The following is a 12558-nucleotide window of genomic DNA, read 5'->3' as shown; positions in this document are numbered from 1 at the left end:
ACATGACAGTTACTGTCCTGTGAAATGGTTTGTTAACTGTCAGTGGCTGACACTAATCTCCAGCGCATGACTAGTCAGACCACTGTCGAGAAGGCGCCGCGGGAGCCCGAAGACACGCTCGTTCCCGCCCCGGTGAAAGGACTGCGCGGCCATCCCTGGCTGACGCTGTTCGCCGTAGCCATCGGCGTGATGATGGTGGCCCTCGACGGCACGATCGTCGCCATCGCCAACCCCGCCATCCAGCAGGACCTCAAGGCCTCGCTCGCCGACGTCCAGTGGATCACCAACGGCTACATGCTGGCCCTCGCGGTCTCCCTGATCACCGCGGGCAAGCTCGGTGACCGCTTCGGGCACCGCCAGACCTTCCTCATAGGCATCGCGGGGTTCGCCGCGGCCTCCGCGGCCATCGGCCTCTCCGACAGCGTCTTCCTGGTGATCGTCTTCCGGGTGCTCCAGGGCCTCTTCGGCGCCCTGCTGATGCCCGCGGCGCTCGGCCTGCTGCGGGCCACCTTCCCCGCCGAGAAACTGAACATGGCCATCGGTATCTGGGGCATGGTGATCGGCGCGTCGACCGCGGGCGGCCCCATCCTCGGCGGCGTGCTCGTCGAGCACGTCAGCTGGCAGTCCGTCTTCTTCATCAACGTGCCGGTCGGCGTGATCGCACTCGTCTTCGGTCTCGTGATCCTCAGGGACCACCGCGCCGAGAACGCGCCCAGGTCCTTCGACATCGGCGGCATCGTGCTGCTGTCGCAGGCGATGTTCTGTCTGATCTGGTCGCTGATCAAGGGATCCGAATGGGGCTGGGGCGACCCCAAGACCCTGGGCTTCCTCGGCGCCGCCCTGGTCCTCTTCGTCGTTTTCGCGCTCTCCCAGAAGAACGTCCGCGAACCGCTGATCCCGCTGGCGATGTTCCGCTCCGTGCCGCTCTCGGCCGGTGTGGTCCTGATGGTGCTGATGGCCTTCGCCTTCATGGGCGGCCTCTTCTTCGTCACCTTCTACCTGCAGAACGTGCACGGCATGAGCCCCGTCGACAGCGGTCTGCACCTGCTCCCGCTCACCGGGATGATGATCGTCGGCTCGCCGCTCGCCGGCGCCGCGATCACCCGCTTCGGTCCGCGGGTGCCGCTGGTCGGCGGCATGGTGTCCGTCGCGGTCGCCATGTTCGGCATGTCGCAGCTGACCATCGGTACCGGCACGCTCACCATGTCGCTCTGGTTCGCGCTGCTCGGCTTCGGCCTGGCGCCGGTCATGGTCGGTGCCACCGAGGTCATCGTGGGCAACGCCCCGATGGAGCTCTCCGGTGTCGCGGGCGGGCTCCAGCAGGCCGCCATGCAGGTCGGCGGCAGCCTCGGTACGGCCGTCCTCGGCGCGGTCATGGCCGCCCAGGTCGACGCGAAGCTCGACGACAACTGGAAGGCCGCGCAACTCCCGCCGGTCGACGCCGCGCAGCTGGACCAGGCGTCCTCCGCCATCAAGGTCGGCATGCCGCCGGTCGCGCCCGGCACCCCGCCCGAGGTCGCGGCGAAGATCGCGGGCGTCGCCCATGACACGTTCGTGTCGGGCATGAGCTCCGCCTTCATGGTCGCCGGAATCGTCGCGGTGGCCGCGGCCCTGGTGGCCACGCTCACCAAGCGTGGGGCGAACGCCGAGGCCGGCATGGGGGCCGGACACATCTGATCTCCCGCGCCCCGGAACGTGCGCCCCGGCGCACGCCCGGCGCACTATGCCACCGCAGCGTCAACACAGCGCACCCGACAGCCCCGCCTGACAGCACCGGCGGGGCTGTCGCCTATCAGGGTGGTCCGCCGGCCCGCCCCTTCCCGGCCCCCCGGTACGCAGGTCACAGTGCGGACATCGAAGTACTCGACCACGGGGGTAGATCCACCATGCGTACGACCGTTCTCGCCGCCACCCTGGCAGCCACCGCACTCGTCCCGGCCACCGCCCTGGCCGGCACCGCGCCCGAGGCCCACCACCGGCCCACCGCCGGGCAGGAGCGCCCCCGCAGCGCCCCGCACACCACCCCGGCGGGGCTCGCACCGTGCGGATCCGGGCAGCTCTGCCTCTGGGCGGAGCCCGACTTCACCGGGGCGGCACAGACCCACGAACTCTCCACCGTCGACATCGAGAGCTGCGTGCCCCTCGCCTCCGGCACCACCGCCCAGGCCCTCGTCAACCGCACCGGCCGGCCCGTCACCACCTTCCAGTCCGCCGAATGCGCGGAGACGGGCGAGTTCGAGACGTACCCCGGCGGCGGTACCTGGGTGCCGCGGTCCCCGTACACGGTGCGCGCCTTCAAGATCTGGGAGAGCTGAGCGGGCCGCAGGCGGCTGCGGAAAACGCCGAAGGGCGGCGGGACCGGTGAGGCCCGCCGCCCTTCGTGAGGAGCACCGCGTCGTTACGCGTCGCCCCCGGCCGCGCCCGGGTCGGCCGCGGCCACATCCAGGAGTGCGTACCGGTCGACGGCCGTCTTCAGCGCCGAACGATCGATCTTGCCCTCCTTGGCCAGCTCCGTGAGGACCGCCAGCACGATCGACTGCGCGTCGATGTGGAAGAAACGCCGGGCCGCCCCCCGGGTGTCCGCGAAACCGAAGCCGTCCGCGCCCAGCGACTGGTACGCGCCGGGCACCCAGCGCGCGATCTGGTCGGGCACCGCACGCATCCAGTCCGATACGGCCACGAACGGGCCCTCGGACCCGGAGAGCTTCCGCGTGACGTACGGCACGCGCTGCTCCTCCTCCGGGTGGAGCAGGTTGTACCGCTCCACCTCCACGGCCTCGCGGCGCAGCTCGTTCCAGGACGTGGCCGACCAGACGTCCGCCTTCACGTCCCACTCGTCGGCGAGGATCCGCTGCGCCTCGACCGCCCACGGCACCGCCACCCCGGACGCCATGATCTGGGCCGGGATGCTGCCCTTCTCGCCGCTGCGGTAGCGGTGGACACCCGCGAGGATGCCCTCCACGTCCACGTCGGCGGGCTCGGCCGGATGCTGGATCGGCTCGTTGTAGACGGTGAGGTAGTAGAAGACGTCCTCGTTCTCCTCGGGGGTCCCGCCGTACATCCTGCGCAGACCGTCCTTGACGATGTGCGCGATCTCGTAGCCGAACGCCGGGTCGTACGCGACGCAACCCGGATTCGTCGAGGCGAGCAGCTGCGAGTGGCCGTCCGCGTGCTGGAGGCCCTCACCGGTCAGCGTCGTACGGCCGGCGGTCGCCCCCAGGACGAAACCGCGGGCGAGCTGGTCGGCCATCTGCCAGAACTGGTCGCCGGTGCGCTGGAAACCGAACATCGAGTAGAAGACGTACACCGGGATCAGCGGCTCGCCGTGCGTGGCGTACGCGGAACCCGCGGCGATCAGCGATGCCGTGCAGCCCGCCTCGGAGATGCCGTCGTGCAGCATCTGCCCGGTCGGCGACTCCTTGTACGCGAGCAGCAGCTCACGGTCCACCGACTCGTACTGCTGCCCCAGAGGGTTGTAGATCTTCGCACTCGGGAAGAAGGCGTCCATGCCGAACGTGCGGTACTCGTCGGGCGCGATCAGCACGAAACGCTTGCCGATCTCCTTGTCCCGCATCAAGTCCTTCAGGACGCGGACGAACGCCATGGTGGTGGCGATCGACTGCTGACCGGATCCCTTCTTCGCGGTCGCGTACGCCTTCTCGTCCGGCAGTGGCAGAGGCTTCGCCCGCACGACGCGCGTCGGGACGTAACCGCCCAGACGCCGCCGCCGGTCGTGCATGTACTGGATCTCCTCCGAGTCGCGCCCCGGGTGGTAGTACGGCGGGTTGCCGTCCTCCAGCCGGTCGTCGGTGATGGGAAGGTGCAGCCGGTCGCGAAAGCGCTTGAGGTCCTCGGCCGTCAGCTTCTTCATCTGGTGCGTGGCGTTACGGCCCTCGAAGTTCGGGCCGAGGGTCCAGCCCTTGACCGTCTGCGCCAGGATCACCGTCGGCTGGCCCTTGTGGGCCTTGGCCGCCGCGTACGCCGCGTAGACCTTGCGGTGGTCGTGCCCGCCGCGGCCCAGGTGCAGGATCTGCTGGTCGGACATGTCCTTGACCATGTCGCGCAGCCGCGGGTCGTCACCGAAGAAGTGCTCGCGGATGTACGCGCCGGTCTCGGTCGCGTACGTCTGGAACTGGCCGTCCGGAGTGGTGTTCAGCTTGTTGACCAGGATGCCCGTGCGGTCCTGCGCGAGCAGCGGGTCCCAGGTGCGGTCCCAGACGAGCTTGATCACGTTCCAGCCGGCGCCCCGGAACTGCGACTCCAGCTCCTGGATGATCTTGCCGTTGCCCCGTACCGGGCCGTCGAGGCGCTGCAGGTTGCAGTTGACGACGAAGGTGAGGTTGTCCAGGCCCTCGCGCGCGGCGATGGAGAGCTGGCCGAGCGACTCGGGCTCGTCCATCTCGCCGTCGCCGAGATAGGCCCAGACGTGGGAATCGGAGGTGTCGGCGATGCCGCGCGCCTCCATGTAGCGGTTCATCCGCGCCTGGTAGATCGCGCCGAGCGGGCCCAGGCCCATCGACACCGTCGGGAACTCCCAGAAGTCCGGCATCGACCGCGGGTGCGGATAGCTGGACAGGGCGTGGGGCGCCTTGGACTTCTCCTGCCGGAAGCCGTCCAGCTGCGCCTCGCTCAGCCGGTCGAGCAGGAAGGCGCGGGCGTAGATGCCCGGGGACGCGTGGCCCTGGAAGAAGATCTGGTCGCCGCCGCGGCCGTCGTCCTTGCCGCGGAAGAAGTGGTTGAAGCCCACGTCGTACAGCGAGGCGGAGGACGCGAAGGTGGCGATGTGACCACCGACACCGATCCCGGGACGCTGGGCGCGCGAGACCATCACCGCCGCGTTCCAGCGGGTCGCGTTGAGGATCTTGCGCTCGATCTCCTCGTCGCCGGGGAAGAACGGTTCGTCCTTCGTGGCGATCGTGTTCACGTAGTCCGTGCTGCGCATCTCCGGCACGGCGACGCGCTTCTCCCGCGCGCGCTCGATGAGCCGGAGCATCAGGTAGCGGGCCCGCTCACGGCCTCGCTCGTCCACGGCGGCGTCGAGGGAGTCGAGCCATTCCTGGGTCTCTTCCGGGTCGAAGTCCGGGACCTGGCTGGGAAGGCCGCCAATGATGATCGGGGTGCGATCGGATCCGGAAGCCACGCTGTTCCTTCGCTGGTGGGTGATGCCCTGGGGCCTGTTTTTCGGGGAGCCTGCCCCCCGGGAGGGTGCTGTACGCCGCCTCCATCGTGTACCGCGAGGCCTTCGACGTCATCTCTACTGAGCGGTAACCACATGGTTCCCGGCCGCCCGATCCGGGCAAGGACAACAGCAGCGTGACGGCGCTCCGGCCCAAACCGCAACCATACGCCCAACCCGGCCAAGCGTTCCCAAAGGCTGTTCGACTCCGAATGGCGGACCGAAACGGCATAAGCTGAGGAAGGACCGTAAAGGGTCCGGACCCCGTTCCGGGCCCCCGTAGGAGACGTGCCGGAGCTTGCGGCGACGTGGCAGGGAACGTCACCGTATAGGCGGTCTCGGACACCGGGTACTTGCGCGATTCGCCGAGCCCGTGTGGACTACGGCCAGCGCCCCGCGTACGCGCGTGGCTGAAGCATTTTCCGAAACATGATCAGGAGGCAACCCGTGAGCGCGACCGCGGACCACGCGGAGGAACGGACCAACACGGCCGCAAGGCTTGGGTTCGAGCCCGGACAGGTGGTCCAGGAGATCGGCTACGACGACGACGTCGAGCAGGAGCTCCGTGAGGGCATTGAGGCCACAATCGGCCAGGAACTCGTCGACGAGGACTACGACGACGTCGCTGACGTCGTCCTGCTCTGGTTCCGCGACGAGGACGGCGACCTTACGGACGCGCTGGTGGATGCCATCGGTCTGATCGAGGACGGTGGGGCGGTCTGGCTGCTGACGCCCAAGACCGGCCGCGACGGATACGTCGAGCCGAGCGACATCAACGAGGCTGCCCAGACAGCTGGTCTCGCCCAGACCAAGAGCATCAGCGCGGGCAAGGACTGGACGGGCAGCCGTCTGGTCACCCCCAAGGGGGCCAAGGCCAAGCGCTGAACGATTCACCTCACCGAGGACCCCTGACGGCATCGCGCCGCCGGGGGTCCTCGCACGTCCGGGAGGCCCGGGTGGGCCTGCCCGGGCCTCCCGCCGGGCGCTGCGTAGGGTGGGTGACACCCGGACGGATCGGGCCGGGGAAGTGGTGACGTTTGCGAAGGGACGCGTTTTCATGGCGATCGAGGTAGGCACGCCGGCTCCGGATTTCGAACTGAAGGACAACCACGGACGCACCGTGAAGCTCTCCGACTTCCGCGACGGGAAGAACGTGGTGCTGCTCTTCTACCCGTTCGCTTTCACCGGAGTGTGCACGGGGGAACTCTGCGCGCTCCGCGACGAGCTGCCGCGGTTCGAGAACGACGACACGCAGCTGCTCGCCGTCTCCAACGACTCGATCCACACCCTGCGCGTCTTCGCCGAGCAGGAGGGCCTGGAGTACCCGCTCCTGTCCGACTTCTGGCCGCACGGCGAGGTGTCGCGGGCGTACGGCGTCTTCGACGAGGACAAGGGCTGCGCGGTCCGCGGCACCTTCGTCATCGACAAGCAGGGCGTGGTGCGCTGGAGCGTCGTCAACGGGCTGCCGGACGCCCGTGACCTCAACGACTACATCAAGGCCCTCGACTCGCTCTGACCGGATCCTCCGGACCGGGCCGCCCGGGAGCCCCCCCCCGGGGGCCGCCGTACAGCCGCGGCGGCCGTACGGGGATCTTCCGGTGCCGGTTCCGGGGGTCTCGCGGCGGCGCCCGGCCAAAAGCCTGTTTTGGTCGGGAACCGGTCACTAGGATCCAATCGTTGATCCGATGCCAACGCACGACGGGGGTGCTGGTGTCTGCCGGCCCTCTCAACACTTTTGGAGGACTCGTGGGAGTCAGCCTCAGCAAGGGCGGCAACGTCTCGCTGACCAAGGCCGCGCCGAACCTGACCGCGGTCATCGTCGGTCTGGGCTGGGACGCCCGCACCACCACCGGTGGTGACTTCGACCTCGACGCCAGCGCTCTGCTGACGAACGCCGAGGGCAAGGTGGGCAGCGACGGGAATTTCGTCTTCTTCAACAACCTCAAGAGCCCCGACGGCTCGGTCGAGCACACCGGCGACAACCTCACCGGTGAGGGCGAGGGCGACGACGAGGTCATCAAGGTCAACCTGGCCGCTGTCCCGGCCGACGTCGACAAGATCGTCTTCCCGGTCTCGATCTACGAGGCCGAGAGCCGCCAGCAGAGCTTCGGCCAGGTGCGCAACGCCTACATCCGCGTGGTGAACCAGGCGGACAACAGCGAGCTCGCGCGCTACGACCTGAGCGAGGACGCCTCGACGGAGACCGCCATGGTCTTCGGCGAGCTGTACCGCAACGGCGCGGAGTGGAAGTTCCGTGCCATCGGCCAGGGGTACGCCTCGGGTCTGCGCGGCATCGCGCAGGACTTCGGCGTCAACGTCTGACCACGAGGGACCGGGCGGTCGACCGCTCGACGGCCCCGCTCCACCGCGTCCGGCGCCGCACGACGTGCGGCGCCGGACGCGCACGCTCGAACGCACGTCCATCGAATCGGGGAGGACACACCATGGGCGTCACGCTCGCCAAGGGAGGCAACGTCTCCCTCTCCAAGGCCGCACCCAATCTCACCCAGGTGCTGGTCGGGCTCGGCTGGGACGCACGATCCACGACGGGAGCCGACTTCGACCTCGACGCCAGCGCACTGCTGTGCCAGTCGGGCCGGGTGCTCGGTGACGAATGGTTCGTGTTCTACAACAACCTCACCAGCCCCGACGGATCCGTCGAACACACGGGCGACAACCTCACCGGTGAGGGTGAGGGTGACGACGAGTCGATCATCGTCGACCTCCCCCAGGTGCCCGCGCACTGCGACAAGATCCTCTTCCCGGTCTCGATCCACGAGGCCGACAACCGCGGGCAGACCTTCGGCCAGGTCAGCAACGCCTTCATCCGTGTGGTGAACCAGGCGGACGGCCAGGAACTGGCGCGCTACGACCTCAGTGAGGACGCCTCCACGGAGACCGCGATGATCTTCGGCGAGCTGTACCGGTACGGCGGGGAGTGGAAGTTCCGCGCGGTCGGGCAGGGGTACGCGTCGGGGCTCCGGGGCATCGCTCTAGACTTCGGGGTCAACGTTTCGTAAAGCCGCGCACGGCGCGGGGGAGCCCCGTACTCAACCGGGGGAGACCCGTTACTTACACGATGGGGTAGCCAGTGCTTCTGAAAACCTTCGGCTGGTCGTTCGCGATTACCGCGCTCGGCCTGGTCGCAGCGGTGTTCTACGGGGGGTGGCAGGCATTCGGAGTCGTGGCGATCCTGTCGGTCCTCGAGATCTCGCTGTCCTTCGACAACGCGGTGATCAACGCCGGAATCCTGAAGAAGATGAGTGCCTTCTGGCAGAAGATCTTCCTCACCGTCGGCGTGCTCATCGCGGTCTTCGGTATGCGGCTGGTCTTCCCCGTCGTGATCGTGGCCGTCAGCGCGAAACTCGGACCCATCGAGGCGATCGATCTCTCCTTCAACAACCCCGACAGGTACAAGGAACTGGTGACGGACGCCCACCCGTCCATCGCCGCCTTCGGTGGCATGTTCCTGCTCATGATCTTCCTCGACTTCATCTTCGAGGACCGTGACATCCAGTGGCTGCGCTGGATCGAGCGCCCGCTCGCCAAGCTCGGCAAGGTCGACATGCTGTCGGTCTGCGTCGCGCTCATCGTCCTGCTGATCTCGGCCATGACGTTCGCCACCCAGGCGCACCAGCACGGCGGCGGCCACGCGGACAAGGCGGAGACCGTCCTCCTGTCGGGGATCGCCGGGCTGATCACGTACCTCGTGGTCGGCGGTCTCTCCGGGTTCTTCGAGAACAAGCTCGAGGAGGAGGAGGAGCGCGAGCACGAGGCCGAGGAAGAGGCCAGGAAGACCGGCAAGCCGGCCTCCGCGGTCGTCCTCGCGGGCAAGGCCGCGTTCTTCATGTTCCTCTACCTCGAGGTCCTCGACGCCTCCTTCTCGTTCGACGGTGTCATCGGCGCCTTCGCCATCACCAACGAGATCGTGCTGATGGCCCTCGGCCTCGGTATCGGCGCCATGTACGTCCGCTCGCTCACGGTGTACCTCGTCCGCCAGGGCACCCTGGACGACTACGTCTACCTGGAGCACGGCGCCCACTACGCGATCGGCGCCCTGTCGGTCATCCTGCTCGTCACCATCCAGTACGAGATCAACGAACTCATCACCGGCTCCGTCGGTGTCATCCTGATCGCCTGGTCCTTCTGGTCCTCGGTGCGGCGCAACAAGGCGATCGCCGCGGCCGGCGGCGACGGCGGCGACAGCTCGGACTCCAAGGCGGAAGTCCCTTCCGGGGTGTGACACGGCAGGTAATGAGGAACGCTCTCTCTGCGGGGCGGCCCACGGAGGCGGTTCCCCGGGAAGACCCGGTCCCGCCCCGTGGCCGCCCCGCTGGGGTCTGCGGGAGTCCGTGGGGCGGAATCGAGCGGTACCGAGGCGTGTGGGGGTTGGGATGGGCTTCTGGGACGGCCTGCGGCCGGGGCGGGCGGCACAGTTCGAGTCGGGTAACTCCGCGACGAGTTCCATCGTGCTCTCCCGGCGCAATGCCACGGTCTCACTCAAGAAGCAGGGGGCGCTGTCGGGAAACCTCCGCGTCAACCTGTCGTGGCGGATGCGCACCTCCGACATCGGGGGCAGGCCCCGGCAGAGCGGCCGGCTGCTGCGCCCGCTGAAGCTCTTCCAGCCCGACGTGGTGCAGGCCCACACCCAGGGGATGGTCAACGTCGACCTGGACCTGGGCTGCATGTACGAACTCACCGACGGCACCAAGGGCGTGGTGCAGCCGCTCGGCAACCTGATAGGGGACCTCCACGCGCCGCCGTACGTCCGGCTCAGCGGGGACGACCGCTTCGGTGCTCCGTCGGGCGAGACCGTCTATGTGAACCTCGACAAACGCGACGACATCAAACGGCTGCTGTTCTTCGTGTACATCTACGACCAGACCCCGGCGTTCGACCGTACGCACGCCAAGGTGACGCTCTACCCTGGCAACGGCCCCCGGATCGAGATCGAGTTGGACGAGCGCGCCCCGCAGGCCCGCTCCTGCGCGGTGTTCACCGTGGACAACTCCAAGGGCGAGATGGTCGTGCGGCGCGAGGTGAAGTTCGTGTACGGCTTCCAGTCGGAGTTGGACCGGATGTACGGCTTCGGTATGCAGTGGGGGCGCGGCTACAAGACACGGGCCTGAGTGACCGCCGTGAGGGCCGGCCGCGGCTCCGGCTCAGGACCGGAGGAACTGCGGACCCTGCGGGGGCAGCACGAAGTGCGGGTCGGCGGCCGGTGCCGCCGCGGCCGCGGGCTGCGGGTAGCCGTAGGCAGGCGGGGCCGGGGCGGGCTGCGGGTAGCCGTACGCGGGCTGCGGCGGCGAGGCGGGCTGCGGGTAGCCGTACGCGGGCTGCTGGTGCTGGATCGTGGCCTGCGTGTCCGGAGCCGGAACCGCGGCGGTGTCGGGTCCGGGCGCGGCCGCTGCGTCGGCCGGCGTGCCGGAGCCGGAGGTCTGTTCCTCCGTGGCCTCGGTCTCGTCGACGGAGATCCCGAACGCGGTGGCCAACCCGACCAGGCCGTTCGGATAGCCCTGTCCCACCGCGCGGAACTTCCAGCTGTCGCCGCGCCGGTAGAGCTCACCGCAGATGATGGCGCTCTCCTCGCCGGTCTCGGCCCTCACGTCGAAGACCGCGAGCGGTTCACCGTCCGCCGAGGCGGCGTCGTACAGCGATATGCGCAGGTCCCTGACGTGTTCGAAGGCCGCTTCGTCGCAGGAAGCGGCGATGACCACCTGATCCACGGAGGGGTCGAGCGCGGCGAGGTCCGCCTCGACGCCGTCCGTGAGCCCTTCGGGGGTGCTGCGCTTGGGCAGACGGCGCACCAGGCCCGACGGGTGCCGGGGCTGGTTGTAGAAGACGAAGTCCTCGTCGGAACGCACCCGGCCCGAGGCGTCGAGCAGCAGGGCGGAGGCGTCCACGTCCGGGACGCCGACGCCGGGTGTCCAGCGCAGCACGGCCCGTACGGCCATGGCGTCGAGAGGGACGTTCGAGCCCTTCAGCATCGCGTGCGTCATGCCGGTCATCCTGCCTGCTGGTGGGCCGCCCGGACAACGCGGGGGTCCGCATCAGTAGGCCAGGGGGGCGTCCGGGCGGGCACGCAGGCGCGCCGTGAACGGGGGGAGAAATGGCTGGGTCACCCGAAGTTCATACGGCCGGGGAACTACCGACACCTGTCCGTACGTACTATTACCGGCCATACGTTGTCCGGCCTCTCAGGCAGTACGGGGGAATCACATGCGTCATTTCGGGCACATCTCGCCCGACGCCCGGGAGGGTCTGTTCTTCGAGGAGCCGTGCGTATTCACCGCCGACTCCCCGGCCCGGGTGCTCTCGGTGGCCCTGGGTGCCACGCTCTACAGCCCCGCGACCCGGCCCCGACTGGCCGACGACGTGATCAAACTCGCCGGGCGGGGAGTGGTCTCCATGGTGCTCTGCCTGGAGGATTCCATCGACGACGCCGAAGTGGTGGGTGCCGAGGCGAATCTGGTCCAGCAGTTCGCCGAACTCGAGAGGCGGGCCGCCGCCGTGCCGCTGCTGTTCATCAGGGTGCGTGAGCCGGAGCAGATCACGGACCTCGTGAAGCGTCTCGGAAGTTCCGTCCAGTTGTTGTCCGGATTCGTACTTCCGAAATTCACGAGGGAGCGGGGAGAGCTCTTTCTGGAGGCCCTCACCACCGCCGAAATCGCGGGCGGTAGAAGGCTGTTCGCGATGCCGGTGCTGGAATCCCCCGAGCTGCTGCACCTGGAGAGCCGGCACGAAACCCTCCGGGGGATCGCCCGCACCGTCGACACGTACCGTGACCGGATCCTCGCGCTGAGGCTCGGCGTCACCGACTTCTGCTCGGCGTACGGTCTGCGCCGGGCCCCCGACATGACGGCCTACGACGTGCAGATCGTCGGCTCGGTCATCGGCGACGTCGTCAACGTCCTGGGACGGGCCGACGGCAGCGGGTACACCATCACCGGCCCCGTGTGGGAGTACTTCCGGCTCCAGGAGCGCATGTTCAAGCCCCAGCTGCGCCGCAGTCCCTTCATGGGCCGGGCCGAGGAACTGCGCACCGCCCTCATCGAGCACGACCTGGACGGGCTGCTGCGCGAGATCGAGCTCGACCGGGCCAACGGCCTGCTCGGCAAGACGTGCATCCACCCGTCCCACGTGATGCCCGTGCATGCGTTGTCCGTGGTCAGCCACGAGGAGTACAGCGACGCCCAGGACATCCTGCGGTCCGACCGGGACGGCGGCGGAGTGCTGCGGTCCGCGTACACGAACAAGATGAACGAGGTGAAACCGCACCGCGCGTGGGCCGAACGCACGCTGCAACGCGCCGAGGTCTTCGGCGTGGCGCGTGAGAACGTCGGCTTCGTCGAACTGTTGGCCGCGGGCCTGGCGGACTGAAC

Annotated in this window: 11 protein-coding genes; 9 read left to right on the top strand and 2 right to left on the bottom strand. The window is 68.5% G+C overall.

What is annotated here, in order from left to right; all coding sequences use genetic code 11:
- Positions 1-189: 189 nt before the first annotated feature.
- Complete coding sequence (locus BA175_RS19125; protein ID WP_438947356.1) at positions 190-1677, top strand: MFS transporter; 1488 nt, start codon at positions 190-192, stop codon at positions 1675-1677.
- A gap of 209 nt (positions 1678-1886) precedes the next feature.
- A complete protein-coding gene (locus BA175_RS19120; protein ID WP_069172651.1) occupies positions 1887-2315 on the top strand; it encodes a peptidase inhibitor family I36 protein in 429 nt (142 codons plus the stop codon).
- An 83-nt stretch (positions 2316-2398) separates the two neighbouring features.
- Here BA175_RS19120 and aceE read toward each other — a convergent pair whose 3' ends face one another.
- Complete coding sequence (gene aceE, locus BA175_RS19115) at positions 2399-5140, bottom strand: pyruvate dehydrogenase (acetyl-transferring), homodimeric type (RefSeq protein WP_069172650.1); 2742 nt, start codon at positions 5138-5140, stop codon at positions 2399-2401.
- 483 nt (positions 5141-5623) lie between these two features.
- Between aceE and BA175_RS19110 the strand changes: the two genes are divergently transcribed.
- From BA175_RS19110 to BA175_RS19085, 6 genes are all read left to right on the top strand, one after another.
- Entirely contained in the window at positions 5624-6061 is a 438-nt protein-coding gene (locus BA175_RS19110; RefSeq protein ID WP_056784969.1) for a DUF3052 domain-containing protein, read from the top strand.
- A 172-nt stretch (positions 6062-6233) separates the two neighbouring features.
- On the top strand, positions 6234-6692 hold the full coding sequence (locus BA175_RS19105) for a peroxiredoxin (RefSeq protein ID WP_069172649.1): 459 nt from the start codon (positions 6234-6236) through the stop codon (positions 6690-6692).
- A 230-nt stretch (positions 6693-6922) separates the two neighbouring features.
- Positions 6923-7498, top strand: a complete 576-nt coding sequence (locus BA175_RS19100; RefSeq protein WP_069172648.1) for a TerD family protein — start codon at positions 6923-6925, stop codon at positions 7496-7498.
- Between the two features lie 122 nt (positions 7499-7620).
- Entirely contained in the window at positions 7621-8196 is a 576-nt protein-coding gene (locus tag BA175_RS19095; protein WP_069172647.1) for a TerD family protein, read from the top strand.
- Positions 8197-8267: 71 nt separating this feature from the next.
- Positions 8268-9419, top strand: a complete 1152-nt coding sequence (locus BA175_RS19090) for a DUF475 domain-containing protein (RefSeq protein ID WP_069172646.1) — start codon at positions 8268-8270, stop codon at positions 9417-9419.
- Positions 9420-9570: 151 nt separating this feature from the next.
- Positions 9571-10305 carry a TerD family protein gene (locus BA175_RS19085; RefSeq protein ID WP_069172645.1) on the top strand — a complete coding sequence of 245 codons (735 nt, stop codon included), beginning with the start codon at positions 9571-9573 and terminating at the stop codon, positions 10303-10305.
- Between the two features lie 33 nt (positions 10306-10338).
- Here BA175_RS19085 and BA175_RS19080 read toward each other — a convergent pair whose 3' ends face one another.
- Positions 10339-11175: a TerD family protein gene (locus tag BA175_RS19080; RefSeq protein WP_438947341.1), complete on the bottom strand. Its 837-nt coding sequence runs from the start codon at positions 11173-11175 to the stop codon at positions 10339-10341.
- A 220-nt stretch (positions 11176-11395) separates the two neighbouring features.
- Between BA175_RS19080 and BA175_RS19075 the strand changes: the two genes are divergently transcribed.
- On the top strand, positions 11396-12556 hold the full coding sequence (locus tag BA175_RS19075) for an HpcH/HpaI aldolase/citrate lyase family protein (protein ID WP_069172643.1): 1161 nt from the start codon (positions 11396-11398) through the stop codon (positions 12554-12556).
- Positions 12557-12558: the final 2 nt, after the last annotated feature.

The sequence above is a fragment of the Streptomyces griseus genome (assembly GCF_001715295.1).
Classification (GTDB): Bacteria; Actinomycetota; Actinomycetes; order Streptomycetales; family Streptomycetaceae; genus Streptomyces; species Streptomyces griseus_G.
This window is presented reverse-complemented; position numbering and strand designations above follow the sequence as displayed.